This window comes from Streptomyces sp. NPDC005485, from assembly GCF_040606085.1.
Taxonomy (GTDB): domain Bacteria; phylum Actinomycetota; class Actinomycetes; order Streptomycetales; family Streptomycetaceae; genus Streptomyces.
In genome coordinates this window covers 26,133-52,304 of sequence record NZ_JBEXDZ010000023.1, presented here as the reverse complement: position 1 = coordinate 52,304, position 26,172 = coordinate 26,133, and the positions used below count along the sequence as shown (strand labels likewise).

General features: G+C 69.6%; 23 protein-coding genes. 15 read left to right on the top strand and 8 right to left on the bottom strand.

What is annotated here, in order from left to right; genetic code table 11:
• The first annotated feature begins 34 nt into the window (after window positions 1-34).
• From ABZS97_RS10970 to ABZS97_RS10955, 4 genes are all read left to right on the top strand, one after another.
• On the top strand, window positions 35-1,795 hold the full coding sequence (locus tag ABZS97_RS10970) for an ABC transporter ATP-binding protein (RefSeq protein WP_356136044.1): 1,761 nt from the start codon (window positions 35-37) through the stop codon (window positions 1,793-1,795).
• A gap of 162 nt (window positions 1,796-1,957) precedes the next feature.
• Window positions 1,958-2,845 (top strand): FCD domain-containing protein, encoded by an 888-nt coding sequence (locus ABZS97_RS10965; RefSeq protein WP_356136042.1) that lies wholly within the window; start codon window positions 1,958-1,960, stop codon window positions 2,843-2,845.
• 406 nt (window positions 2,846-3,251) lie between these two features.
• The gene (locus tag ABZS97_RS10960; RefSeq protein ID WP_356136040.1) at window positions 3,252-4,790 is read left to right on the top strand and encodes an RNA polymerase sigma factor; all 1,539 of its coding nucleotides are present in this window, start codon (window positions 3,252-3,254) and stop codon (window positions 4,788-4,790) included.
• Window positions 4,791-4,921: 131 nt separating this feature from the next.
• On the top strand, window positions 4,922-5,740 hold the full coding sequence (locus ABZS97_RS10955; RefSeq protein WP_356136038.1) for a serine protease: 819 nt from the start codon (window positions 4,922-4,924) through the stop codon (window positions 5,738-5,740).
• A 109-nt stretch (window positions 5,741-5,849) separates the two neighbouring features.
• Here ABZS97_RS10955 and ABZS97_RS10950 read toward each other — a convergent pair whose 3' ends face one another.
• Window positions 5,850-6,080 carry a hypothetical protein gene (locus tag ABZS97_RS10950; RefSeq protein WP_121406526.1) on the bottom strand — a complete coding sequence of 77 codons (231 nt, stop codon included), beginning with the start codon at window positions 6,078-6,080 and terminating at the stop codon, window positions 5,850-5,852.
• Window positions 6,081-6,519: 439 nt separating this feature from the next.
• Between ABZS97_RS10950 and ABZS97_RS10945 the strand changes: the two genes are divergently transcribed.
• From ABZS97_RS10945 to ABZS97_RS10920, 6 genes are all read left to right on the top strand, one after another.
• Window positions 6,520-8,643 carry a DNA topoisomerase IV subunit B gene (locus ABZS97_RS10945; protein ID WP_356136035.1) on the top strand — a complete coding sequence of 708 codons (2,124 nt, stop codon included), beginning with the start codon at window positions 6,520-6,522 and terminating at the stop codon, window positions 8,641-8,643.
• Window positions 8,644-8,951: 308 nt separating this feature from the next.
• Window positions 8,952-9,476, top strand: a complete 525-nt coding sequence (locus ABZS97_RS10940; RefSeq protein ID WP_356136080.1) for a DUF1453 domain-containing protein — start codon at window positions 8,952-8,954, stop codon at window positions 9,474-9,476.
• Window positions 9,473-10,624, top strand: a complete 1,152-nt coding sequence (locus ABZS97_RS10935) for a histidine kinase (RefSeq protein WP_356136033.1) — start codon at window positions 9,473-9,475, stop codon at window positions 10,622-10,624. Before ABZS97_RS10940 ends, ABZS97_RS10935 begins: the two co-directional genes overlap by 4 nt.
• Window positions 10,621-11,304, top strand: coding sequence for a response regulator transcription factor (locus ABZS97_RS10930; RefSeq protein WP_356136031.1), 684 nt, complete (start codon window positions 10,621-10,623; stop codon window positions 11,302-11,304). Before ABZS97_RS10935 ends, ABZS97_RS10930 begins: the two co-directional genes overlap by 4 nt.
• Before the next feature lie 188 nt (window positions 11,305-11,492).
• Window positions 11,493-11,897, top strand: a complete 405-nt coding sequence (locus ABZS97_RS10925) for a DUF485 domain-containing protein (protein ID WP_356136078.1) — start codon at window positions 11,493-11,495, stop codon at window positions 11,895-11,897.
• Entirely contained in the window at window positions 11,894-13,486 is a 1,593-nt protein-coding gene (locus ABZS97_RS10920; RefSeq protein ID WP_356136029.1) for a cation acetate symporter, read from the top strand. Before ABZS97_RS10925 ends, ABZS97_RS10920 begins: the two co-directional genes overlap by 4 nt.
• A gap of 102 nt (window positions 13,487-13,588) precedes the next feature.
• Here the strand turns inward: ABZS97_RS10920 and ABZS97_RS10915 are convergent, their stop codons facing one another.
• Window positions 13,589-14,281, bottom strand: coding sequence for a response regulator (locus ABZS97_RS10915; RefSeq protein ID WP_356136027.1), 693 nt, complete (start codon window positions 14,279-14,281; stop codon window positions 13,589-13,591).
• A 161-nt stretch (window positions 14,282-14,442) separates the two neighbouring features.
• Here ABZS97_RS10915 and ABZS97_RS10910 point away from each other — a divergent pair, with 161 nt between their 5' ends.
• The 3 genes from ABZS97_RS10910 (at window position 14,443) to ABZS97_RS10900 (ending at window position 17,352) form a co-directional block, all read left to right on the top strand.
• Window positions 14,443-15,258 carry an ABC transporter ATP-binding protein gene (locus ABZS97_RS10910; protein ID WP_356136025.1) on the top strand — a complete coding sequence of 272 codons (816 nt, stop codon included), beginning with the start codon at window positions 14,443-14,445 and terminating at the stop codon, window positions 15,256-15,258.
• Window positions 15,248-16,129: an ABC transporter permease gene (locus ABZS97_RS10905; protein ID WP_356136023.1), complete on the top strand. Its 882-nt coding sequence runs from the start codon at window positions 15,248-15,250 to the stop codon at window positions 16,127-16,129. Before ABZS97_RS10910 ends, ABZS97_RS10905 begins: the two co-directional genes overlap by 11 nt.
• 170 nt (window positions 16,130-16,299) lie before the next feature.
• On the top strand, window positions 16,300-17,352 hold the full coding sequence (locus ABZS97_RS10900; protein ID WP_356136021.1) for an ABC transporter substrate-binding protein: 1,053 nt from the start codon (window positions 16,300-16,302) through the stop codon (window positions 17,350-17,352).
• 104 nt (window positions 17,353-17,456) lie between these two features.
• Here ABZS97_RS10900 and ABZS97_RS10895 read toward each other — a convergent pair whose 3' ends face one another.
• The 4 genes from ABZS97_RS10895 to ABZS97_RS10880 all read right to left on the bottom strand — a co-directional run bounded on the left by ABZS97_RS10895 (window position 17,457) and on the right by ABZS97_RS10880 (window position 22,231).
• Window positions 17,457-18,137 carry a response regulator gene (locus tag ABZS97_RS10895; RefSeq protein ID WP_356136019.1) on the bottom strand — a complete coding sequence of 227 codons (681 nt, stop codon included), beginning with the start codon at window positions 18,135-18,137 and terminating at the stop codon, window positions 17,457-17,459.
• Complete coding sequence (locus ABZS97_RS10890) at window positions 18,134-19,843, bottom strand: sensor histidine kinase (RefSeq protein WP_356136016.1); 1,710 nt, start codon at window positions 19,841-19,843, stop codon at window positions 18,134-18,136. Before ABZS97_RS10890 ends, ABZS97_RS10895 begins: the two co-directional genes overlap by 4 nt.
• Before the next feature lie 83 nt (window positions 19,844-19,926).
• Window positions 19,927-20,871 carry a sucrase ferredoxin gene (locus ABZS97_RS10885; RefSeq protein WP_356136014.1) on the bottom strand — a complete coding sequence of 315 codons (945 nt, stop codon included), beginning with the start codon at window positions 20,869-20,871 and terminating at the stop codon, window positions 19,927-19,929.
• 97 nt (window positions 20,872-20,968) lie between these two features.
• On the bottom strand, window positions 20,969-22,231 hold the full coding sequence (locus ABZS97_RS10880) for a citrate synthase (protein WP_356136012.1): 1,263 nt from the start codon (window positions 22,229-22,231) through the stop codon (window positions 20,969-20,971).
• 120 nt (window positions 22,232-22,351) lie between these two features.
• Between ABZS97_RS10880 and ABZS97_RS10875 the strand changes: the two genes are divergently transcribed.
• Complete coding sequence (locus ABZS97_RS10875) at window positions 22,352-23,527, top strand: citrate synthase/methylcitrate synthase (RefSeq protein ID WP_356136010.1); 1,176 nt, start codon at window positions 22,352-22,354, stop codon at window positions 23,525-23,527.
• Between the two features lie 188 nt (window positions 23,528-23,715).
• Here the strand turns inward: ABZS97_RS10875 and ABZS97_RS10870 are convergent, their stop codons facing one another.
• Both ABZS97_RS10870 and ABZS97_RS10865 read right to left on the bottom strand, forming a co-directional pair.
• Window positions 23,716-23,952: a hypothetical protein gene (locus tag ABZS97_RS10870; protein ID WP_356136008.1), complete on the bottom strand. Its 237-nt coding sequence runs from the start codon at window positions 23,950-23,952 to the stop codon at window positions 23,716-23,718.
• 229 nt (window positions 23,953-24,181) lie between these two features.
• Window positions 24,182-24,727, bottom strand: a complete 546-nt coding sequence (locus tag ABZS97_RS10865) for a DUF6082 family protein (protein ID WP_356136006.1) — start codon at window positions 24,725-24,727, stop codon at window positions 24,182-24,184.
• A gap of 351 nt (window positions 24,728-25,078) precedes the next feature.
• Between ABZS97_RS10865 and ABZS97_RS10860 the strand changes: the two genes are divergently transcribed.
• Window positions 25,079-26,170: a GTP-binding protein gene (locus ABZS97_RS10860; RefSeq protein ID WP_356136004.1), complete on the top strand. Its 1,092-nt coding sequence runs from the start codon at window positions 25,079-25,081 to the stop codon at window positions 26,168-26,170.
• Window positions 26,171-26,172 lie beyond the last annotated feature (2 nt).

Below are 26,172 nucleotides of genomic sequence, written 5' to 3'. Positions count from 1 at the left end.
GGAAAACCGGAAATGTCGCGCTATCTTGCTTTGGGTGATCCAGGCCATCGGACTGACCAGCAACCCCCGCAAGGAGCTTCCGCCCGCTGTCGACGACGTGTCCTTCGAGGCGCAGGCGGGCCGTGTCACCGCGCTGCTCGGAGCCCCGGGCGCCGGTGGGACGACGGTGCTCAAGCTCATGCTCGAACTCCAACAGGGCCGCGGCATCACCTACTTCAGAGGCCGTCCGCTGCACCGGATCGCCCATCCGTCGCGCGAGGTCGGGGTGCTGATGGGCGAGATCGCCGGCCATCCGGCACGCACCGTCCGCGGTCAACTCCGCATGCTCTGCGCCGCCGCGGGGGTACCCGTGCGGCGCGCCGACGAAGTCCTCGAAGTGGTGGGCCTCGTCAGCCTGCGCGACGAACGTCTGGGCACCCTCTCGCGCGGGATGGACCGGCGCCTGGGACTGGCCTGCGCACTGCTGGCCGACCCGCACACCCTCGTGCTCGACGACCCTGCCGACGGGCTCGCCACCCGTGAGGCCCGCTGGCTGCACGACATCCTGCGCGCGCACGCCGCCCAGGGCGGCACCGTGCTGTTCACCACGGGCGATCCCAAGGAGGCTGCGCGATCCGCCGACCGGGTCGTCACTCTGGAGGAGGGGAGGCTCGCCGCCGACCAGGAGGCCGCGGACTTCGCTCGCACACGGTTGCGCCCACGTGTCGCCGTCCGCAGCCCGCACGCAGCCCGCCTCGGTGCGCTGCTCGCCAAGGAGGCCCGGGCCGCACAGCGCTCCGTGGAAGTCGTACGCGAGGACGGCAACCGCCTCTCGGTGTACGGCAGCACATGCGCCGACGTGGGCGAGACCGCCTTCCGGCACGGCATCCTCGTACACCAACTCGCCGACGAGATCGGTGACATGGGTCCAGGCGCCACGCAACCCGCCGAGGACGGGGCGGGCGAGCTCGCCACGCCCGATCCGGCAGAGAAGCCGACGGGCGACGCGCTGTCGCCCCTCCCGCCCCCCATCGCCGTACGGCAGGCTCCCAGCCCGCTGCGACCGCTGCGCTACGAGCTGCGCCGCGCCGCCGGGGTCGGCACCGGCTACCTCACGGCAGCCGCCGTACTCGTCACCTCCGCGCTCCTGTCCGTGCTCCTCGCCAGAATCGGGCACACGCCCCAGTCGTACCTCCTGGCGGCGTGGCCGCAGGACTTCCCTCTGCCGCCCGCGGCGCTCGGTGCGGGGCTGCTGGGGGCGATCGCCTTCGGCGAGGAGTTCCGCCACCCCGCCCTGGCCGCGGACCGCGGCACCGTCCCCCGCCGCCTGGGGCTGCTCGCCGCGAAACTGCTCGTCTCCGGGGTCACCGCGCTGCTACTGGCCTTCCTCGCCGTGGGCTGCGACCTCGAAGTGCTCTATCTCGTCTACGGACGGGAGCTCGCCGGAGTTCCCGCGGACTGGCTCTCCCTGAGTGCCGGTTGGATCGGGCTCATGGTGGGCTGCGCCTGGGCGGGCGTGCTGGCCGCGGGCCTGTTCCGGTCCACGACCGCCGGACTCGCGGCGGTACTCGCCGTGCCGATTCTCGTCGTACCGCTCGTACAAAAAGCCTTGGAGAGGCCGTCCGTGCGGACGGCGGCCGGGTTTCCGGAGCGGCTGCGCGAGCTCGTGCTGATGCAGTGGCCGTTCGGAGGAGAGCGGTATCTGGCGGCCGGAGCGCGGGTGGTCGCCCAACCCGTGGGCGGTGCGCTGATGTTGTCGCTGACCGGCCTGCTCTGCGCATATCTGCTCACGACCCTGCGCGGCAGGGTCCGATGACGACCGCCCGCGCCCTTCCGTTCCTGTCGTGCTCACAACTCCCCGGAGAACGCCCATTTCTTTCCGATAAGGCGTCAATTGCGACGGTGTGAGCGATCACCCTTTCGTGTGCTTTTCACCAAAGACCTCAAGGGAGTTGGAGGCGGCGCCGACAAAGGATCCGTGAGTACCCTTGCGCACACCATGATGACCGCCGCCCGCTCCGCAGACTCCGGCCTGGCCGGCCCGGGCGAACTCGACCGCTACCCCTATGCAGAGGCCCCTGGTGCCGACCGCGTCGGCGCCCCCGTGTGGGAGAGCGCGGACCCGGAGCTGGGCCGCATGGGCCGGCGTACCGCGGGCAGCCGTGGACGCGGGCTGCACGGCCAACTCGTCCAGCAACTGGGCCAGATGATCGTCTCCGGCGACCTGGGCGCCGACCGCCCGCTCGTACCCGAGGAGATCGGTCAGCGTTTCGAGGTCTCCCGCACCGTCGTCCGCGAGTCGCTCCGCGTCCTGGAAGCCAAGGGTCTGGTCAGTGCCCGCCCCAACGTCGGCACGCGCGTACGCCCCGTCAGCGACTGGAACCTCCTCGACCCGGACATCATCGAGTGGCGGGCCTACGGTCCGCAGCGCGACGACCAGCGGCGCGAGCTGAGCGAGCTGCGCTGGACGATCGAGCCGCTCGCCGCCCGCCTCGCCGCCGGGCACGGTCGCGAGGAGGTCCAACAGCGACTCGGCGACATGGTCGAGATCATGGGCCACGCCATGGCGCAGGGCGACGCGCTGACCTTCTCGCGGGCCGACGCGGAGTTCCACTCGCTCCTCATCCAGCTCGCGGGCAACCGCATGCTGGAGCACCTCTCCGGGATCGTCTCGGCCGCTCTCCAGGTCTCCGGCGGCCCCGTCACCGGCTGTGACCGGCCGACCGAGGCCTCTCTCGCGCATCACGGCCGGATCGCGGACGCGCTCGCGGCGGCCGACGGTGCGGCGGCCGAGGCGGCCATGCGGCAACTGCTCATGGTCCACCCCGAGGTGGAGCGCGTGGTGCCCGCGCCGCGCGAGCACTGACCGCGTACCGAGGGCGGCGCGGTCGGGGTCGTATGCCCGCTCGTGGCATCGCTCGGCCGGTGAACCATCCGCTGTCGGACCCGCCGGATCCTCCTGGGACCCGGCGAGGTCCGGGCGGCGTGATGGGAGGTGATCCCATCGGTGACCTTGTCTGACCATATCTGCACGCTTTTGTGTGCTTACGGGGTGTGACTCGGGCCACGCAGATTGGGCGTAACGCTCCTCGGAACAGCGCGATGACTTAAGAGGTGACAGCCGCGGAGGGAATACGGACGCCATTCATGGCGCTGTGCATCTTCCCGGCCCCCGCCCGCGCCGTCGACCCATCCCCAAGTCGGCGGTCGTCGGTTCCTGTCCGCAATGGATGGGGCCGGAAGCCGTTTCCCAACGTTCCGAGAGGTTGTTCGTGTCGGCCAGCACATCCCGTACGCTCCCGCCTGAGATCGCCGAGTCCGTCTCTGTCATGGCGCTCATCGAGCGGGGAAAGGCTGAGGGGCAGATCGCCGGCGATGACGTGCGTCGGGCCTTCGAAGCTGACCAGATTCCGGCCACTCAGTGGAAGAACGTACTGCGCAGCCTCAACCAGATCCTCGAGGAAGAGGGTGTGACGCTGATGGTCAGTGCCGCGGAGCCCAAGCGCACCCGAAAGAGCGTCGCAGCGAAGAGTCCGGTCAAGCGCACCGCCACCAAGACGGTCGCCGCCAAGACGGTGACCGCCAAGAAGGCCACCGCCGCCGCCCCTGTCATGCCTGCTTCCGATGAGTCCACCGAGGACGCGTCCGCGCCGAAGGCCGCTGCCAAGAAGACGACCGCCAAGAAGGCAGTCGCAAAGAAGACGGTCGCCAAGAAGACGGCGGCCAAGAAGACCACCGCCAAGAAGGACGACGCCGAGCTCGTCGACGACGAGGCGGGCGAGGAAGGCGCGGCCGCCGGCAAGCCCGGCGAAGAGGAAGAGGAGGGAGCCGAGAACAAGGGCTTCGTCCTCTCCGACGACGACGAGGACGACGCGCCGGCCCAGCAGGTCGCCGTCGCCGGTGCCACCGCCGACCCGGTCAAGGACTACCTCAAGCAGATCGGCAAGGTCCCGCTGCTCAACGCCGAGCAGGAGGTCGAGCTCGCCAAGCGCATCGAGGCCGGTCTGTTCGCCGAGGACAAGCTGGCCAACGCCGACAAGCTCGCGCCGAAGCTCAAGCGCGAGCTGGAGATCATCGCCGAGGACGGCCGCCGCGCCAAGAACCACCTGCTGGAGGCCAACCTCCGTCTGGTGGTCTCCCTGGCCAAGCGTTACACCGGCCGCGGCATGCTCTTCCTGGACCTCATCCAGGAGGGCAACCTCGGTCTGATCCGCGCGGTCGAGAAGTTCGACTACACCAAGGGCTACAAGTTCTCCACGTACGCCACCTGGTGGATCCGTCAGGCGATCACCCGCGCCATGGCCGACCAGGCCCGCACCATCCGTATCCCGGTGCACATGGTCGAGGTCATCAACAAGCTCGCGCGCGTGCAGCGCCAGATGCTCCAGGACCTGGGCCGCGAGCCCACCCCGGAGGAACTGGCCAAGGAACTCGACATGACCCCGGAGAAGGTCATCGAGGTCCAGAAGTACGGTCGCGAGCCCATCTCGCTGCACACCCCCCTGGGTGAGGACGGCGACAGCGAGTTCGGTGACCTCATCGAGGACTCCGAGGCCGTCGTCCCGGCCGACGCGGTCAGCTTCACGCTCCTGCAGGAGCAGCTGCACTCCGTCCTGGACACCCTGTCGGAGCGTGAGGCGGGAGTCGTCTCGATGCGCTTCGGTCTCACCGACGGTCAGCCGAAGACCCTCGACGAGATCGGCAAGGTCTACGGCGTCACGCGCGAGCGGATCCGTCAGATCGAGTCCAAGACGATGTCGAAGCTGCGCCACCCGTCGCGGTCGCAGGTGCTGCGCGACTACCTCGACTAGGCCTCGGCCGTACGTCGACGAAGGCCCGACTCCCGCATGGGGGTCGGGCCTCGTCGCGTGCGCGGCGTGCGGGCTCACGGGCACTGGATCACTCTGGGTGTTCCATGACCATCCCAGAGTGAGGAGCGCGCATGCGCCGTCCTTTCGCCTCAGCGCTGGCCCTTGCGGCCGCGGCGGCAGCGATACCGCTGGCGTCCCCCGGCCGTGCGGCGGCCGACAGCATCGTCATCGGCGGCCATCCGGTCGAGATCTCCCAGAGTCCGTGGACGGTGGCGCTGTCCAGCCGTGACCGGTTCGGGGGTACGCGCGCGGGGCAGTTCTGCGGGGGCGTGGCGATCGACAGGGCGACCGTGCTGACCGCGGCCCACTGCGTGGGCGAGGATGTCCTGGGGACGCCGCCGCGCCAGGCGCGGGACCTGAAGGTCATCGCAGGCCGTGGCGACCTGCTCTCGGGCGAAGGCGCGGAGATCCCGGTGAGGGACATCCGGGTCAATCCGTCCTATGACCGCTACACCAACGCAGGCGACTTCGCCGTACTCACCCTTGCCTCCCCGCTTCCGGGAGCCTCGGTCATCCGTATGGCACCGTCCGGGGACCCCGCGTACACGCCGGGTACGGATGCCATGGTCTACGGCTGGGGCGATACGACGGGTAGTGGCGCCTACGCGCGAAGCCTGCGGGCCGCCCATGTGCAGGTGCTGGCCGATGCTGCGTGCCAACGGGCCTACCCGGGCAGTGCGGACGGAACGTACGAGCCCACTTCCATGCTGTGTGCCGGTGAGCTCGAAGGTGGCCGGGACGCCTGTCAGGGCGACAGTGGTGGGCCTCTGGTCGCCCAGGGGCGGCTGATCGGTCTCGTCTCGTGGGGCAGCGGTTGTGGGCTGGCCCGAAGCCCCGGTGTCTACACGCGGGTCTCGGACGTCGTCCGGACGCTGGCCGGAAGCCGCTGAAGCGGAGCGCGAAAACGGTACGAGTACGGGCGGCCACTCCCTGTCTCCAGGGGGTGGCCGCCCGCTCACCGGCCTGATGCCGGCACTCGCTCGTCGTTGATGCGAAGTGTCAGCGTTCTTCGTCGTTGACGCTTTCCGGAACGGACGTCAGTCGCTCCGTCTCGTCCTGTATCTCAGCGGCGATCTTCTTGAGTTCCGGCTCGAACTTGCGACCGTGGTGGGCGCAGAAGAGCAGTTCTCCGCCGCTCAGGAGGACGACGCGCAGATATGCCTGGGCGCCGCAACGGTCGCAGCGGTCAGCGGCCGTCAGCGGGCTCGCGGGGGTCAGAACAGTAGTCACGTCGCCTCTTCTCTAGCTCGACGAGCTGTCGTACCAGGGTCAACATCCAACCAGGCCGAAAACGTTCCCGCTCGCGGCTTCTCCTCGAAAATTTCTTTCCGAGCCGGCTGTCTGCTGCCGGTTGGCGGCGAATGTGCCGTATTGCGTGTCTTTGTGTCTGTACGGGTTCGCGCTGTCTGTCAGGGTCGGTCCCCCGGCTGGGTTGCCGGTTGTTCATGAGGACGTGCCCGGAGCCTAAATGGTTCATGCCTGGAAGGGAACGTGATATGTACTTCACTCCAACGAGGGATCGAACACCCATACGACTCTGGACTAGTCTGCGTTCAGACGAGGGTGGCGTTACAACGGCTCTACCAGGCCTCGGTACCCTCTGAGCGGCATCCGAAGCCGGCCCTTACCCAAAAGGGCCTCACCTGAAATTCAGCGAGGAGCGAACCGCGTGACCGCCGAGACGTCCGTGCCGTCCACAGCGCTGCTGGCAGGAGCAGACCGGGACGGTTCCAACTACACCGCGCGGCACCTGCTCGTCCTTGAGGGGCTCGAGGCCGTACGCAAGCGCCCGGGCATGTACATCGGCTCGACCGACAGTCGTGGCCTGATGCACTGCCTCTGGGAGATCATCGACAACTCCGTCGACGAGGCCCTGGGGGGGTACTGCGACCACATCGAGGTCATCCTGCACGATGACGCCTCGGTGGAGGTGCGGGACAACGGCCGAGGGATCCCTGTCGATGTCGAGCCCAAGACCGGCCTTTCCGGCATCGAGGTCGTGATGACCAAGCTGCACGCCGGTGGCAAGTTCGGCGGCGGCTCGTACGCCGCCTCCGGCGGTCTGCACGGCGTGGGCGCCTCCGTGGTGAACGCGCTCTCCGCGCGTTTGGACGTCGAGGTCGACCGCGCGGGCAACACGCACGCCGTCAGCTTCCGTCGCGGCACCCCCGGAGAGTTCAAGGCCGCCGGCCCCGACGCGGCCTTCGACGCGGCGAGTGGTCTGCGCAAGCTCAAGCGGATCCCCAAGACCCGCACCGGCACGCGCGTGCGCTACTGGGCCGACCGTCAGATCTTCCTCAAGGAAGCCAAGCTCTCCCTGGAGAACCTGCACCAGCGCGCCCGCCAGACGGCGTTCCTGGTGCCGGGCCTGACCATCGTGGTCCGGGACGAGTACGGGCTCGGTGAGGGCGGCAGCAAGGGCGAGGAATCATTCCGCTTCGACGGTGGAATCAGCGAGTTCTGCGAGTACCTGGCCACTGACAAGCCCGTCTGCGACATCCTCCGCTTCTCCGGGCAGGGCACTTTCAAGGAGACCGTTCCGGTCCTGGACGACCACGGTCAGATGACGCCGACCGAGGTCACGCGCGAGCTGGGCGTGGACGTGGCGCTGCGCTGGGGCACCGGTTACGACACGACCCTGAAGTCGTTCGTGAACATCATCGCCACCCCCAAGGGCGGCACCCATGTCGCGGGCTTCGAGCAGGCAGTCGTCAAGACGATGAACGAGGTGCTGCGAGCCAAGAAGCTGCTGCGCGTGGCCGAGGACGGCATCCTCAAGGACGACGCCATGGAGGGTCTGACCGCCGTCGTCACCGTGCGCCTCGCCGAGCCGCAGTTCGAGGGCCAGACCAAGGAGGTGCTCGGCACCTCGGCGGCCCGCCGCATCGTGACGAGTGTGGTCTCCCAGGAGCTCAAGGCGTTCCTGACCACGACGAAGCGGGACGCGGCCGCACAGGCCCGGGTCGTGATGGAGAAGGCCGTCTCCGCCGCCCGCACGCGGATCGCGGCCCGGCAGCACAAGGACGCGCAGCGCCGGAAGACGGCACTGGAGTCCTCCTCGCTGCCCGCCAAGCTCGCGGACTGCCGCAGCGACGACGTGGAGCGCAGCGAGCTGTTCATCGTGGAGGGGGACTCCGCGCTCGGTACCGCCAAGCTCGCCCGGAACTCCGAGTTCCAGGCGCTGCTGCCGATCCGCGGCAAGATCCTCAACGTTCAGAAGGCGTCCGTGACGGACATGCTCAAGAACGCCGAGTGCGGTGCGATCATCCAGGTCATAGGAGCGGGGTCGGGGCGGACCTTCGACATCGACGCGGCGCGCTACGGGAAGATCATTCTTCTCGTCGACGCCGATGTCGACGGCGCGCACATCCGGATCCTGCTTCTGACGCTCTTCCAGCGCTACATGCGGCCGATGGTCGAGGCGGGCCGGGTCTTCGCGGCGGTGCCGCCCCTGCACCGGATCGAGCTGAGTCAGCCCAAGAAGGGCCAGGACAAGTACATCTACACGTACTCGGACCGGGAGCTGCGGGAGACGCTGCTGGAGCTGCAGCGCAAGAACGTGCGGTACAAGGACTCGATCCAGCGCTACAAGGGTCTGGGTGAGATGGACGCGGACCAACTGGCCGAGACCACGATGGACCCGCGCTACCGCACACTGCGGCGGATCAACATCTCCGACCTGGAGGCGTCCGAGCAGGTGTTTGATCTGCTGATGGGGAACGACGTGGCTCCTCGGAAGGAGTTCATCTCGAACTCGGCCGCGACGTTGGATCGGTCGCGCATCGACGCGTAGGCGGTGCCCTGGCTGGTTCGTAGGCCTGCCCCGCCCTGCCCCGCCCTGCCCTGCCCTGCCCGGGTCCGGGCAGGGCTCGGGCGCTGGAGAAGTCGCTCACCTGCGGACCAGCGGGCGGTCGGGTTCGCCCGCCGATCTGGCGGAGGCCGGAGGGATGGCTCCACCCGTGGGTGGAGACGTATGGAGCGTGGGGATCCACCCCCGATCCACCCTGGCTCCGATTCGCTGACCTGCCGTTTTCCGTAGCGTCGAAGGCGTTGGCAGCAACCGCTGTCGACACCCGCCCTTCCTCGCTCGCGGAGGCCGTGATGTCCGGGCTCGTCAATACCGTGGTGATCTTCGCAGTCGTGGTGCTGGTGTTGGTACGCCAGTTCCGCGCGAGCAGGGTCGACGCCGGCAGGCGCTGGTGGCTGGTGCCCGTCGTCCTGGCCGTCATAGCGTTTCGGGAGCCGGGGGTGATCGACCCCCACCATCACACCGAGGCGATCCTCCTGCTCGGCGCCGAGCTGCTCATAGGCCTGGCCACAGGGGCCGGCTGGGCGTGGACCACGCGGATGTGGGCGGAGGCGGACGGCTCCGTGTGGAGCAGGAGCACCAAGGCGAGCGCGATCGTCTGGGTCGTCGGCGTAGGACTCCGGGCAGCCCTGTTCGGGATCGGTGTGCTGATCGGCGTGCACCAAGACTCCTCCGCCCTGTTGCTCGCGCTCGCGGCCACCCTTCTGGTTCGCTCGGGAATCCTGGTCTGGCGGTCGGGGATGCTGCACCCGGCGGTCGGACAAGCCACGGCGTACGGTGACGGCGTCCCCAGGGCCCCGTGGAAGGAGCACGTGTGACGGAGAACGTGTGGACGCGCTGGCCTTCCCGCGAGGCACTCTCCCGAGCAGGAGTGCCCAAGCTGCGGCACGTGCTCGCCTGGACCACACGCCTCTTCGCCCTCGCTGTCCTGCTGGGCACGCTGTTCACGAGCGGCCATCTCAACGGCTGGAGAGGGGCGGGCGCCCTTCTGGGAGTCGCGCTCGGCGGGTTCGTGGCCTGGGGGTTCTTCCGGACCACATTGCAGCATCGGCTGCTGCCTTCGCTCGGGCTGCTCGCGTTGCTGTTCGTCATGGCGACGGTGGCCGAGGGGGCAGGGCTCCGGGTTCCGGCCCTCGTCCTGTGGTGCGGATGTGCCGTCAGCGCCATCGAGCGGCTCCCTCTTGCGGCCGCGCTGCCGGCCACGTCCGTGGCGCTGAGCGCGTACGCGGTGGTCAACAACGATGCCTGGCTGACCACCGCGGCCACGACCGCGGGACTCGCGCTCGCCGGTTATGCGCTGCGCCTCGACGCGGAGGCGCGTGGCAGCGCCCAGCGACTGCTCGCGCAGGAGCGTGCGGCGCGTGCCGCCGAGGCGGAGTCGGCGGCGCTCGCGGAGCGTGCACGGATCGCACGGGAGATCCACGACGTACTGGCGCACAGCCTCTCGGCGCAGCTCGTGCATCTGGAGGCGGCCCGGCTGCTCATCGAGCGCGGTGCGGACCAGGAGCAGATCCTCGAACGGGTCGTGGCCGCGCGGGGGATGGCCCGCGAAGGGCTCGCCGAGACCCGGCAGGCGCTGTCCGCGCTGCGGGGTGAGATGTCACCGCTGGAGGACTTCCTGAGTGAACTCCTCGCCACGGCAGAGCAAGCCACGGTCACCGTGACGGGTGAACGGAGACCGGTGCCGGCCGAGGCGTCGCAGGCGGTGCGCAGAGTTGCGCAGGAGGCCCTGACCAACGTTCGCAAGCACGCACCCGGCGCCAAGGTCCGGATGTGCCTGGACTACGGCGAGCACGAAGTGACCCTGGACGTACGGGACTCGGGCGGGCCGCCGGGCGAGCTCACCGGCTCCGGAGCCGGGTACGGTCTGCTGGGCATGCGGGAGCGTGCCGAACTGTTGGGCGGCTCGCTGCAGGCCGGGCCGGACGAGGAGGGGTTCGTGGTGACGCTGAAGGTGCCCGTATGACGGAGGCCGGGGAGAGGAAGCCGGCACGGGTTGTCGTGGCGGACGACCAGACCGTGGTGCGCGAGGGCATCGTGATGCTGCTGGGGCTGCTGCCCGGGATCGAGGTTGTGGGCGCTGCCGGCGACGGAAACGAAGCGGTGCAGTTGGTCGCCGAACTCGCTCCGGACGTCGTGCTCATGGACCTGCGCATGCCGCGATGCGACGGCGTCGAGGCGACCAGGCGCATTCGGGCCGACCACCCGGGGACCCAGGTCGTGGTGCTCACGACGTTCGCGGACGACGAGTCGCTGTTCCCGGCCCTCAGGGCGGGAGCCCGCGGGTATCTCACCAAGGACGCGGGTGGGGACGAGATCGTGCGGGCGGTGGAGAGCGTGCTGTCCGGAGAAGCGGGGCTCTCACCGAGCATCCAACGGCGGCTGCTGGAGCGGCTGTCGGAGCCGAAGCCGGAGCCGGTCGCGCCCACGGAGGCGCCGGACGGGCTCACCGCGCGCGAGACCGAGGTGCTCCTGCTGATCGCCGAAGGCTTCAGCAACCAGGAGATCGCGCGCAAACTGCATGTCTCCACCGCGACCGTGAAGACCCACATCAACAACCTCTTCGCCAAGACGGGGCTCAAGGATCGTGCTCAAGCGGTCCGTTACGCCTTCGGGAAGGGTCTTGTACGGCCACCGGCGGGCTGAGTCACCTGATGGGGTGAAGTGGGTGGGGAGAAGAGTCCGGGATCTTCCTGATCTGCCCATCCTTGGGCACGCGGCCGAAACGGGCCGCGGACAAGGAGAGTTCGGTGGAGAAGCACGACGGCCGCGATACCGGGGAGGTCCGGTTCGACGATCCCTGGTACGACGCGCTCGCCTCCGGCTGGGGTGAGATGGACGGCACGGGCGCACCCGCTCCGGCGGTGCCGTCCGCGCGCCGGGAGCACGAGGGCCGTTCGGTCGGCGCGGCCGACATCTATCTGGAAGTGCAGCGCAGCGCGGCCTTCCAGGAGGTGCGCAGCCGGTACCGGAGGTTCGTGATCCCGGGCGTCGCCGTCTTCTTCACCTGGTACGTGGGCTATGTCGTGGCAGCGACGACAGCGCCCGCGTTGATGGCCCAGCCGGTCGCGGGTGCAGTGAACGTGGCGATGCTCGCGGGGCTGGGGCAGTTCCTCACCACCTTCCTGTTCACCTGGGCGTACGCGCGGCACGCTCGGCTGCGCAGGGACCGGGCCGCGCTCGATCTGCGCTGGGACACCCAGGAGTTGACGCGCGGCGTCCGGGGTGGCGAGCGGTGACCGGCGGCCATCAGACGCTGGCGCTGCTGCTGTTCAGCGCGTTCGTGGCGGTGACGCTGGGAATCACGACGTGGGTGAGCCGTAATCGGCACGGTTCGGCCGAGGAGTTCTACGCCGGCGGGCGGCTGTTCTCGCCGATGGAGAATGGTTTTGCCATCTCCGGTGACTACATGTCGGCCGCATCCTTCCTGGGAGTCACCGGCCTCATCGCTCTCTTCGGTTACGACGGGCTGCTGTACGTGGTGGGCTTTCTTGTCGCCTGGCTCGTCGTGCTGTTCCTGGTCGCCGAACTGGTGCGCAACTGCGGGAGGTTCACGCTCGCCGACGTCGTCGCGGCCCGGATGAGCGAGCGGCCGGTGCGGATCGCGGTGGGAACCTCCTCGGTCACCGTGTCCGTTCTCTATCTGGTGGCGCAGATGGTGGGCGCGGGCAGCCTGGTCGCGCTGCTGGTGGGGAGCGCGAGCGGAGCGGCGCGGACCTGGGCGGTGATCGGCGTGGGCGCGCTCATGGTGATCTATGTGTCGATGGGAGGGATGCGGGCCACCACGTGGATTCAGATCGTCAAGGCGGTGCTCCTGCTGGGCGGCGCGATGGTCTTGACCGTGCTCGTCCTCCTGCGCTTCCACGGGGACTTCGACCAGTTGCTGCGTGCGGCGGCGCACCGCAGCGGGCACGGTGACGCGTTCCTCGTGCCCGGACTGAAGTACGGCGCTGACTGGACGGCTCGCTTCGACTTCATCAGCCTGGGCCTCGCGCTGGTGCTCGGCACGGCAGGGCTGCCGCACATCCTGTCGCGCTTCTACACCGTCCCGACCGCCCGGGCCGCGCGCCGCTCGGCCGTGTGGTCGATCGGGCTCATCGGCTGCTTCTACCTGATGACGATCGTGCTGGGCTTCGGCGCGGCCGCGATCGTCGGCCCGGAGGCGGTCCGCAAGTCGAACGCCGCAGGGAACACCGCGGTCCCGCTGCTGGCGCTCGACCTGGGCGGCGGAGCGGATTCCACCGGAGGAACGGTTCTGTTCGCCTTCGTCGCCGCCATCGCCTTCGCCACGATCCTCGCGGTCGTCGCCGGGATCACGCTCGCCTCCTCGGCCTCCGTCGCACACGACCTGTACGCGTCGCTGCGACGCCGGCATGCGAAGCCGCGCAGCGAGGTCGCCGTGGCGCGCACGGCCGCGGTGGGCATCGGCGTCGTCGCCATCGCGCTCGGACTGCTCGCCCGAGACCTCAACGTGGCCTTCCTGGTGGGCCTCGCCTTCGCGGTCGCGGCCTCAGCGAATCTGCCGGCGCTGTTGTACTCGTTGTTCTGGCGGAGCTTCACGACCCGCGGCGCGGTGTGGGCCGTGTACGGAGGCCTGGTGCCCGCGCTCGTGCTCGTGCTGCTGTCACCGGTGGTCTCGGGAAGCCCCACCTCGCTCTTCCCGGGCGTGGACTTCCAGTACTTCCCGCTGCAGAACCCGGGCCTCGTCTCGATCCCTCTCGGGTTCCTGGCGGGTTGGCTCGGCACGGTCACCTCGGCGGAGCCGCCGGACGAGGCGAAGCACGCCGAGACCGAGGTGCGATCGCTCACCGGGGCCGGGGCGGTCTGACCGCGCCTTCGCCGACGTACGGCGCCTCCACCGGCGTACGAAGGTATTCAGGGGCGTGGGGGGCGCGACCGGACACCACGCTCCGACGAGACGAGTACGGTCCTACGGCGCCACCCACGCATACCGGTGCTCCGGACGCCCTGTGTCCCCGTAGCGAAGGGAGAGGCGCAGGCGTCCCGCCTGTTCGAGGTGGCGCAGGTAGCGCTGGGCGGTGGACCGGCTCAGGCCCGTCTCGGCGGCCACCTCGTGGGCCGACAGCGGATGATCCGCGTGGTGCAGCACCGCGCAGATCAGGTCGGTGGTCGGCTCGGAGTGGCCGCTCGGCAGTCCGGGCGACGAGGGCGCGGAGGTCGTGCGCAGTGCGCCGAAGATCCGGTCGACCTGCTCCTGGCCCGCGACGCCTCGGCCGCCCACCCGGTCGACGGTGCGGCGCAGGGCCGCGTAGGAGTCGAGACGAGTGCGCAGTGCGGCGAAGGTGAACGGCTTGACCAGGTAGTGCAGGGCGCCCAGGCGCATCGCGGTCTGTACCGTCACCACGTCGCTGGCCGCCGTGATCATGATGACGTCGGTGCCGTGGCCGCGTTCCCGCATCCGGTGGACCAGTTCGAGGCCGGTCTGGTCGGGCAGATAGTGGTCGAGCAGCACCAGGTCGATGGGCGCGCGCTCCACGGCGGCCATGGCCTGGGCGGCGCTGTGTGCGCGGGCGGCCACCCGGAATCCGGGAACCTTTCCCACGTACTTGGCGTTGATCTCAGCAACGCGGAAGTCGTCGTCCACGACCAGGACGTCAATCATCGGGCCTCTCTCTCCCAAGGCCAGGCGAGCGGTGAGCCCGTGTTTCGGCTCCGCAGTTGTAACGCGAGCAAAACGAGCACAACAGGCTCTTGCAAGCAAAAGAACTCCATGTGCCCAGAAGACTGATGCTGTGGCCCGCGCCACATCTACGGTCCCGGGCCATGAGCGCAGACATCAGCCCCGCCATCGAGCTGCGGGGCGCCAGCAAGATCTTCAAGACCCCGTCGGGGGGTTTGCACACGGCCGTCAGGGAGCTGGACCTGACCGTCGGCCGAGGCGAGTTCGTGGCCGTCGTGGGCCCCACCGGCTGTGGCAAGTCCACCACTCTGACCCTTGTCAGTGGCCTGGAGGAGCCCACCGAGGGCGAGGTCCTGGTGGCCGGAACGCCGGTCGCCGGCGTCGGTGACAAGGTCGGCTTCGTCTTCCAGCAGGACGCCACCTTCCCCTGGCGCACGGTCCTGTCCAACGTCATGGCGGGGCCCCGCTTCCGCGGTGTGCCCAAGGCCGAGGCGAAGCAGAAGGCGCGCGAGTGGCTGGCCCGGGTCGGGCTCTCGGCCTTCGAGGACCGCTACCCCCATCAGCTCTCCGGCGGCCAGCGCAAGCGCGTCGCCCTCGCCGCGACCTTCGTCAACGACCCCGAGATCCTGCTGATGGACGAGCCCTTCTCCGCGCTCGACGTACAGACCAGGGCCCTGATGTCGGACGAACTCCTTGAGCTGTGGGAGGGCACCGGTGCCTCGGTCGTCTTCGTCACCCACGACCTGGAGGAGTCCATCGCGCTGGCCGACAAGGTCGTCGTGATGACGGCGGGCCCCGCGACCGTCAAGCACGTCTTCGACATCGATCTGCCGCGACCGCGCAAGGTCGAATCGGTGCGCCTGGAACCGAGGTTCATCGAGATCTACCGCGAGATCTGGGAGTCCCTCGGCGAAGAGGTCCGCATCACCCGTGAGAGGGGCGCGGCCCATGTCGCCTGACATCATGCCCAAGACCGACGCGGCGCCGACCGCCACCGAGCCGGTGAACAAGCAGGGTGGCCGCGCACACTCGCGCGCCCGTGCCGCCCGCAGACGCAAGGCGGTCGTCCTGGCCGCCCGCGTGGTGCTCCTGGTCGCCGTGCTCGGACTGTGGGAAGTCCTTGCGCGGACGAAGGTCATCGACCCGTTCAACTTCTCGATGCCCTCGAAGATCTGGGACCAGATCCACCAGTGGGTGATGCACGGCACCGCGCTGGGCTCCCTCGGCGAGCAGATCTGGTACACGCTTCACGAGGCGCTGCTCGGCTGGATCATCGGGGTGGTGACCGGTGTCGTCTTCGGTATCGCCCTGGGGCGTATCGCCTTCCTCGCCGATGTCCTTGGTCCATACATCAAGGTGCTCAACTCCATTCCCAGGATCGTCCTCGCGCCGATCTTCGTGATCTGGTTCGGCCTCGGACCGGCCTCCAAGGTCGCGTCGGCCGTGGTCCTGGTGTTCTTCCCGGTCTTCTTCAACGCGTTCCAGGGCGCCCGGGAGGTTGATCGCAACCTGGTCGCCAACGCCCGGATTCTGGGGGCGAGCGACCGCCGGGTGACGCTCCAGGTCGTCATTCCGTCCGCGACCTCGTGGATCTTCACCAGCCTCCACGTCAGCTTCGGGTTCGCGCTGATCGGCGCCATCGTCGGCGAGTACATCGGCGCCACCAAGGGCATCGGCCTGCTCGTCGCCCAGTCGCAGGGCACCTTCAACGCGGCCGGTGTGTACGCCGCCATGGTCATCCTCGCGGCTGTCGCCCTGCTCGCGGAGGGACTGCTCACCTTCTTCGAGCGCCGCATCTTCCGGTGGAAGACGTCGGACTCGGACCGCTGATCCCTCTCCCCGGGATCACCATTCGCCGAACGCCTTCCGGAGGAACCGGTTTCAAGGCGCTTCAGGAACCGGTTCCAAGACACCTCCCAGAAGTGCCCTTTCCCGCAGCGCCCTCTTCGAAGGCGCCCGCCAGCTTCCCGCACTGCCCTCTCACAAGGACGTGAACCGCCATGCGCAAGACCGCCAGATACTCAGCCCTGGCAGCCGCCGGTCTGCTCGCCCTCTCCTCGCTCACCGCCTGTGCCAACGACGCCGCGGGTTCCACGGCCGACTCCGGAGGAAGCGGCAAGGGCGAGCACGTCAAGATCATGGTCGGCGGCCTGGACAAGGTCATCTACCTCCCGGCGATGCTCACCCAGCGCCTCGGCTACTTCAACGACGAGGGTTTGGATGTCCAACTGCTCAGCGAGCCGGCCGGAGTGCAGGCCGAGACCGCGCTCGTCTCGGGCCAGGTCCAAGGAGCGGTCGGCTTCTACGACCACACGCTCGACCTGCAGACCAAGGGCAAGCACGTGGAGTCCGTCGTGCAGTTCTCGCATGCGCCCGGCGAGGTCGAGGTCATCTCCAAGAAGCGACTGGACGACATCAAGTCGCCCAAGGACTTCAAGGGCAAGAAGCTGGGCATCACCGGACTCGGCTCCTCCACCGACTTCCTCACCAAGTACCTCGCCGTCAAGAACGGTGTGAAGATCAGCGAGTTCACGCCGGTCGCCGTGGGCGCCGGGCCGACGTTCATCTCCGCCCTCCAGCAGGGCGCCATCGACGGCGGCATGACGACGGACCCGACCGTCGCCACGGTCCTGGACAAGAGCCTGGGTGACGTCCTCATCGACATGCGGACGCCGGAGGGCTCACAGGCGGCGCTCGGCGGGCCGTACCCCTCCTCCAGCCTCTACATGCAGACGGACTGGGTGAACGGCCACAAGAAGACGGTCCAGAAGTTGGCCAACGCCTTCGTGAAGACCCTCAAGTGGATGTCCACGCACAGCGCTTACGAGATAGCGGCCAAGATGCCCGCCGACTACTCGCAGGGCAACAAGATCATCTACGCCGGTGCGATCAAGAGCACCCTGCCGATGTTCACCAGGGACGGCGTCATGCCCAAGGACGGCCCCGAGACCGTCGAGAAGGTCCTCAAGGCGTTCAACCCCAACATCAAGAACGCCGATGTCGACCTCAGCAAGACGTACACCACGGAGTTCGTGAAGAACGCCACCGGCTGAGCGCAGCGCCCCGGCACGGGCCGACCGACACCGCGTACGGCTGGACTCCCCTGACAGCCGTACGACGGTCGGGGCGCGGCCGTCTTCCCCTTCCGGCCGCGCCCTCAGGCGCGGGTCGCCCAGACGTAGCGGTGCTCCGGGCGGCCCGCGTCGCCGTATTTGAGCGTGAGCCTGGCTCGCCCCGTGCGCTCCAGGAGCTTCAGATAGCGCTGGGCGGTCTGCCGGCTCAGTCCTGTCTGCTCGGCGACCTCCTGGGCGGACAGCGCCCCCTGGGCGTCCACCAGGGCGCGGCGCACGAGCTCCACGGTGCTGGGGGAGTGCCCCTTGGGCAGGTCCGGCTCCGCGCCCGCGGACAGGGCGCCGAAGATGCGGTCCACCTCGGCCTGTTCGGCCTCGCCGCCGCCGTCGAGGGTGCGGCGCAGATCCGCGTACGCCGCCAGCTTGGCGCGCAGGCCGGCGAAGGCGAACGGCTTGACCAGGTACTGCAGCGCGCCGTGCCGCATCGCCGCCTGGACGGTCGAGATGTCCCGGGCCGCGGTCACCATGATCACGTCGGTCTGGTGGCCGCGCCTGCGCATCTCCTGGACGACGGCGAGGCCCGTTTCGTCCGGCAGGTAGTGGTCCATGAGGACGAGATCCACGTGGGGCAGCGACTCCAGCAGACGCAACGCCTCGGCTGCGGTGTGTGCCTCGCCCGCGACATGGAAGCCCGGCACCTTCTCGACGTAGGCGGCGTTGACCCGTGCGACCCGGGTGTCGTCGTCCACGACCAGGACCTCGATCATCGCGACTCCTCGTTGACAGCCGTACCCGCGCTCTCCATGGCAGTGCCCGCCTCCGGCACCCTCGACTCCGGCACACCCGTCTCCGGCGCGAGGCCGGGCTCCGTGAGCGCCTCCGGCAGTACGACGGTGAACTCCGCGCCCCCGCCGACCGCTTCGGCCACCCGCGCGCTGCCGCCCTGCCGCTCGGCGAGCCGGCGCACCAGGGGAAGCCCGAGACCGCGCTTGCCGTGTGCCGGCGGCTTCTTGGTGGACCAGCCGTCCGTGAAGATCAACTCCCGCTGTTCCGCGGGAACCCCGGGCCCGGTGTCCCGCACCCGCAGCACGGCGGTACGCCCCTCGGCGCGCAACTCGACCTCCACGCGCGCGTGGGGGGTGCCTGCGACGGCGTCGAGCGCGTTGTCGACCAGGTTGCCGACGACGGTGACAAGGCCTCTCGGGTCGATCAGCCGGTCGGGCATCCGCGTCGTGTCCGAGATCCACAGCGCCACGCCGCGCTCGGCCGCGACGGTGGCCTTCCCGACCAGCAGGGCGGCGAGCAGGGGATCGTGGATCTTCTCGGTGACCTGCTCCGCCGTGGCCCTGTGGTCGCCCACCACTTCACCGACGAACTCCACGGCGTCGTCGTACATCTCCAGTTCGAGGAACCCCAGGAGCGTGTGCATCCGGTTGGCGTGCTCGTGGTCCTGGGCGCGCAGCGCGTCGATCAGACCGCGGGTGGAGTCCAGCTCGCGGCCGAGCTGCTCCAGCTCGGTGCGGTCGCGCAGGGTGGCCACCGCCCCGCCGTCGTCGGTGGGCATCCGGTTGGCGACCAGGACGCGCTGCCCGCGCACCGTGAGCAGATCGGTGCCGGTGACGCGGCCGGCCAGCACATCGGTCGTACGACCCGCTCCGAGGGCGTCGTCGAGCGGCTGTCCGATGGCCTCGGCGCCGAGGCCGAGCAGCCGCTGCGCCTCGTCGTTGAGCAGCCGCACACGGCCCGCGCGGTCCAGGGCGACGACGCCCTCCCGGATGCCGTGCAGCATCGCCTCGCGCTCCGCGAGAAGGGCCGAGATGTCCGAGAAGGCGAGGTCACGGGTCTGCCGCTGCACCCGCCGGGAGATGACATAGGCGGCCAGCGCTCCGATCGCGAGGGCGGCGCCGGCGTACGCGAGCAGGCCGGGGATCGCGTGCAGCAGCCGGGCCCGCACGCTGTTGTACTCGATGCCGACCGAGACCGCGCCGATGATGTCGCCATGGGCGTCCCGCAGCGGCACCTTCCCGCGGGCCGAGCGCCCCAGGGTGCCGGTGTCGATCTCCATGACCTCCTTGCCGGCGAGGGCGCGCTCGGGGCTGGTCGAGACGATCCCGCCGATCTCCGTGGGGTCGGTGTGCGACCAGCGCACGCCGTGCATGTTCATCACCACGATGTACTCGGCGTCGGTGGCCTTGCGGATGTCCTCCGCCTCGGCCTGCACGGGGCCGTTCGCGGACGGCAGCGTCGTCAGCAGATCCTCGGCGATCTGCGGCTGGGCCGAGGTGGTCTGCGCGATCGCGAGCGCACGGCGCATGGCCTGGTCGTCCAGCTGGTTGCTCAGCGGCGCGAGGAACAGCCCGGTCGCGAGTACGGCGACCCCGGCGGCGATCGCCACCTGCATCAGCAGCACCTGCGAGAACACCCGCCGCGGCAGACCCAGGCGCAGTCGTCGTGCGGGGGGAGTGGGGCTCATACCCATGACGGTACGGGTGCGGACGGGCCACGCCGAAGAAAGTGTGGTGTGGATCTCCCGGGCGCCGGATGCAGGCGCGCTGCTCAGCGGCGCAGAGGGATCTCCGCCCGAGGCAGCTCCCGCAGGGCCTCCACGTCCATGCGGGCGGGCGAACCCAGTACGGAACCGCAGCTCTCCGGTCGCTGCGGCAGTGAGGCGCCCTGCGCGACGGTCACACGCCACAGGCGGCCGTCGGCATGAGCGACGGTCACCTCCCAGCGCGGCGCGGCGCCGTCCGTGCGGACGACGGTCAGGACATCCGCGGAGTGCTCGCCCGAGGCCCTGCGCACGGCCAGCTCGGCCGCCTGCCCGGGGCGCTCCCAGGCGGACCCGCCGCGGCAGCCCTCGGTCACGACACGCCCCTCCCGGACGCCCTGCAGGATCTCCTTGACGGCGTGGGCCTCCGCCCTGCCGTACGCGTATCCGTACGGCAGGACGAGCACGGTCGGCGAGAAGCGGTGGCCGCCGAGATGGGTGACCTCCCAGACGCCTTCCACACCGGAGGCGGCCAGTTCGGCGGCGAGAGGCCGGCCGAGCAGCGCGCAGCAGCGGTCGCGTTTTCCGTTGGTGCACACGAGGGCGAGCGGGTCGCCGGTGTGGGCCCCGCCCCCGAGCGCCGTGTCGAAGGTGCGCGGATCGCCCTGGCCGAGCGCGGCGAAGTCGAGAGCGCGCAGTTGCTCCGGGTCGCAGGTCATGGCGCTGTGCAGCCACACGTTTCCGGGATTTGTGTGGGCCAGGTACACCCGGCGCTCCTCGGGCGTCCCGCAGTCGGCATGCCGGCCGGGGCGGCGGATGAGCGCGACCCGTACGCCGGTGCCCTCGGCGGCCGCTTCGAGGGCGCGGCCGACCGAGGGGTCCAGGTGGCTCGAAGTGAGCGCCTTGGCACCCCAGGGCCCGGGCTGCTCCAGCAGCAGCCATGTCCTCGCGGTGGCCGCCGTCCCCGCAAGAGGCTCGTCGAGATGCCGGGACGCGGTCGAGCACGTACTCACACAGGTGAGCCTAACCTGACTCGGGTCGGGGTGACTTCCAGCCGCGCAGAGGGGGCGCACAGGGGCGCACTCGATGCGCGACCGGGGCGTGGATTGCTTACCGGGGCATTGGTTGTGGTGGTCGCGCCCCCACGTAGTGCCCACTCGGGCGCATGCGCAGCGGGCGCTCCCCGTATTCCTCCAGCGTATGGGCGATCCAGCCCGCCGTTCGGGCGATGGCGAAGACCGTCTCTCCCGCTGCGGCGGACATGCCCGAGGAGGCCGTGAGGACGGCCAGGGCCAGGTCGACGTTGGCATGCAGGGGTGTGTGGCGGGCGGTGGTGGCCACGATGTCGCGGGCCGCGGCCAGGGCGGGCGCCGCGTGCGGGATGTCCTCCAGGAGGGTGAACAGGGCACGCGCGCGGGGGTCCTCGCCCGGGTAGAGGCGGTGGCCGAGTCCGGGGATACGGCGCCCGGCGCGCAGCTCGTCCGCGACGACGGGGGCCGCCGTGCCCTGGTCCAGGACGTCGAGGAGCATCCGGTGCGCGAGGCCGCTGGCCGCTCCGTGCAGGGGGCCTTCGAGCACGCCGAGGCCCGCCGACACGGCGGCGTAGGGGTGCGCCCGGGCCGAGGCCGCGACCCGGACCGCGAGGGTCGAGGCGGCCAGGTCGTGGTCGACGAGCAGCGCGAGAGCCGTGTCCAGTACGCGCAGGGACGCCTCGTCGGCCGGCCGGCCGCTGAGCCGCCTCCACAGGCGGTTGGCCAGCGGACCCTCGTCGTGCGTTACGTGCCGCAGCGGGGGGAGCGCGGCGACGAGGGTGGGGATGAGCGTGCGCGCGGTGCCGAGGACCGCGTCCTCGGAGAGGTCGAAGCGCAGCGGGTCGGCGGCCGCGGCGGCGATGGCCGCGACGCGCAGCCGGTCCGTCGGGCCGCTGTGCTCGGGCAGCGAGTCGACCGCGCGGCGGGCGACGGCGACGGAGGCCTCCGGGGCGGTGAAGGCGACGCCGGGGCGCAGCCGACCGGTCCACAGCCACTCGGCGACCTCTTCGTAGGAGTGACGGGCCGCCAGCTCGGCCGCGTCGACGCCACGGAAGTAGTACCGGTCCTTGTCGATCAGGGTGATGCGCGTGCGGACCGAAAGGTCACCGCCGCCGGTCGAAGTGCCGCTGCTCTCTCTCCGGTTGCGGCGGGAGAGCGCCTCGACCTCCTTGGCGTCGAAGGTGCTTCCGCGGCCGCCCGGCATGCGTCGGCTGCCGAGCTGGCCGCGGCTCACGTACGCGTACACCGTTTCGGGCTTCACGCCGAGGAGGTCGGCGGTCTCCTTGGTGCTCAGGCGTCGGCCCTCGGGCCCCGGGGCTGCTGCCGGATCTTGATCCCTCATGGGTGTCACCGTATTCCGTTTGCACAGCCGGTCCGGTCGGTCCAGCAATATATTGATTCAATCAATATTGACAGAAACTTAGTCAAGCATGGACAGTCGAATCAAGTCCAGGGAGGAAACATGCCGATCAACCGGGCAGCCGCAGCGCCTTTCACTCCGGTCGACGTGCCGCGAGGACTCGCGGGCGTCGTCGTCACCGACACCCGACTGGGTGACGTCAGGGGACTGGAGGGCTTCTACCACTACCGCCAGTACTCGGCCGTGGAACTCGCGCAGACCCGCGGGTTCGAGGACGTCTGGCACCTGATGATCCACGGCGAACTGCCGGACGCGGCCGGGCGTGCGGCCTTCGTCGCGGAAACCGTGGCGCTGCGCCGGCTGCCCGACGAGGTGGCCGCCGCGCTGCCCGCGATCGCGGCGGCGAGTGGGAAATCGGGTCCACTGGCCGGTCTGCGCACGGCGTTGTCGCTGCTCGGCGGATGCCTGGGGTTCCGGCCGGTGTACGACCTCGACGCCGAGCGGCGGCGCGCGGACACCCTCGCGGCGGCCGCGGCCGTACCTACACTGCTCACCGCGCTGTACCGACTCGGGCGGGGTCTTGATCCGGTCGAGCCGCGTGACGACCTCTCGTACGCGGCGAACTACCTCTACATGCTGACGGGTTCGGAGCCGGACATTGATCGGGCGAGGGCTGTCGAGCAGTACCTCATCTCAACCATTGACCACGGATTCAATGCGTCAACCTTCACGGCGCGGGTGATCGCGTCCACGGGGGCGGATGTGGCGGCCTGTCTCGTGGGAGCGGTGGGGGCCCTCTCGGGCCCGCTCCATGGCGGCGCGCCGAGCCGGGCCCTGGACACGCTCGATGCGATCGGCACCCCCGACCGCATCGACCCGTGGATCCGCGAACGCGTCCTCGCCGGTGACCGCATCATGGGCTTCGGGCACCCCGTCTACCGCACCGAGGACCCTCGCTCCCACATGCTCCGCGGTATCGCCCAGCAGTTCGGCGGGCCCCTGGTGGACTTCGCCGTCGAGGTCGAGCGCCGGGTCGAGGCCATCCTGGCCGAGCTCAAGCCCGGCCGTGAGCTTCACACGAACGTGGAGTTCTACGCCGGTGTGGTCATGGAGCTGTGCGGCCTCCCCCGCGAGATGTTCACCCCCACCTTCGCCGCCGCCCGCGTCGTCGGCTGGAGCGCCAACATCCTGGAACAGGCGGAGGACTCGAAGATCATCCGCCCGGCGGCACGGTATGTGGGACCGGTTCCGCCGGTGGCGGTGCCGCGGGTGGCCTGACATGCGTGAGGTCCGGCACCGGTCTGGTGTCGGACCCGGAAGTGCACTCGGTGTCGGCCTGGTCGACCTGTCGAGTCGGCTCCGGCTCCTGTGGTTGGTGGAGGTCCGGAGGCTGTGCCGCGTGGCGCTGAGGTCTATCGCCCCTCGGCTTGTCTACGGTTCTGGCGGATCAGAGGTCGACGTGTCACTCAGACGTCAGGGATATCGACCTTGGCCCGGATGAGAGTCTCGCGGCTGATGATGACGATGCGTTCATAGTCTGCGCGCGCCGCATCGGCAGGAAGCTCGCTGTCGAGCGCAGCTGTTGCGTCGCTGCCGATCACGGCGAAGTTGCCGTCGCTGAGCTCGAAGATGTCCGGGCAGGTGTCGCCGGACAGACTGCCTCTTTCACGTGGGGACGCACCGATGCGACGCACGATCTTCAAGTTCCCTGTCCTCGTGTCTAGACGTGGAAGACCCCGGCGTCCTCGTGTCCGAAAGACCGAGGGCGGGGTCAGAAAGGTGGAGCCCGAGAGGGCAGGGGACAGGTTATCGGCAGTCTGTTACCGATCGTGACAGGCTCGCTGTTACGCATGGTGTTGCAATGGGCAAAGGCCGACGGTTGGGACGGCTCGCCGTCGTCGGCCGCCCGGAACTACGGCCCGGTCGGCTCAACTACTCCTCCTCGGTGGGTGGTTCACCGACCACCCACCATTCGTCGGTGTCGGCCTCGTCCAGGTCGTGGATGAGTCCGTCCACCATTCGGCCGACGCGAGCTTCTTGGGAGGCGTCCTCCAGGCTGGCGCGATGCTCATGATGGGCGTGCCAGTAGTCGCGAAAGAGGTCGTTGCGGCAGATGACGCGGAGATGCCCGTGCAGCTCCTCCCAGTTGACGACCCCGACGCGGTAGGCGAGCAGCGCGTTGGTGTACATCGCGTGCGCGAACAGGTACTGCCGCCGCTGGGTGGGGGACTCGACCTGAACGGTGCTGTAGACGGAGGCCAGGTCGGGGTCGTCCATGGCCTTGCTCAGAAGGTAGAACTGCATGCGTTGCTGCTCGGTGAGCATCGCCTGTCGGCTGTCGCTCCGCTCGGCGCGCAGACGTCGTTCCTCGTAGCGGAGTTGCTGGGCGGCCAGCGCCGCAAGCGCCCCCGCGGCGAAGGCGAGGCCCGCGGTGGCCGCGGAACCCCACCCCCGTACTCCAAAGTTCTGTGTGACCATGTCAACCCCCGAATCAGGCGACCGTCCGCCGGTCGTCGGGTGCGGGGCGACAGGGAGCGGACCGGCGAGCGGTGGGCGGCGCGCTTGCCGCCTCCCAGTCTTGCCGAGCGGCTCTGATCGGCAGGGAGGCGGAGAGGAGGCGCACGGAGGGAAGTGCGGGTCGCGTTTCCCGGCGCCATGCCGTACGTGTGCCCCGCGAGCGCCGCTAACAATCGTTCACTTAGCTGCGTTCGTTTCCGCTCGTATCCTGGGTCGGCATTCATTCCTCGTACGAGCGCCGGTCCCTGCGCCGCCCTCGTGCACGAGCCGGTCACGAGCCGGTGTACGCGTCGGTGGGAAAGAGGTCGCTCGTTGAGTAGTCAGCCCGGTGCGCCCGGTCGGTCCGGTCCGCAGCAGATCCCGGTCGTCGTCCTTGCCGGATTCCTGGGCTCCGGCAAGACCACCCTGCTCAACCATCTGCTGCACCGCAGCGGAGGCAGCAGGATCGGGGCCGTCGTCAACGACTTCGGGGCCATCGAGATCGACGCCATGGCGGTGGCGGGCGCGCTGGGGGACTCCACCGTCTCGCTCGGCAACGGATGCCTGTGCTGCGCCGTCGACGCGAGTGAGCTCGACGTCTATCTGGAGCGGCTGGCCCACCCCTCCGCCGGCATGGACGTCATCGTCATCGAGGCCAGCGGGCTGGCGGAGCCGCAGGAGCTGGTGTGCATGGTGCTGGCCAGTGAGAACCCGCGGATCGTGTACGGAGGTCTCGTCGAGGTCGTCGACGCGGCCGAGTTCGACGCCACGCGTGAGAAGCATCCGGAGATCGACCGGCACCTGGGCCTGGCCGACCTCGTCGTCGTCAACAAGGCCGACCGGGCGGCCGACGGTGAGCGCGTGCTTCGCGTGGTCCGCGATCTCGTCGACCGCGCCGCTGTCGTGCCCGCCGCCTACGGCCGCATCGACCCCGAGCTCCTGTTCGACTGCAGGCCGAGCGAGGAGCGCGTCGGGCAGTTGTCCTTCGACGACCTGCACCGGCACGAGGCGAGCGATGACCGGGGCCACCGCGCCCACCATGGTCACCTGCACTCCGCCTACGAATCCCTCTCCTTCACCTCCGAAGCCCCCCTCGCCCCGCGGCGGTTGATGGACTTCCTCGACAGCAGGCCGGAGGGGCTCTACCGGATCAAGGGGTACGTCGACTTCGGCGCCCACGACCGCGGCAACCGGTACGCCGTGCATGCCGTCGGGCGGTTCCTGCGCTTCTACCCGGAGCCCTGGGGCGCCGACGAGGAGCGGCTCACGCAGCTCGTCCTCATCGGGTCCGGCATCGACACCACCGCTCTCGGCAAGGAGCTGGAGGCGTGCAAGGACGACGCCCCACACGCCGACGAGCACAGCATGTGGGGCGTCCTGCGCTATGTGCAGGAGCACGCGGCGGAGCCCGAGCCGGAAGCCTGACG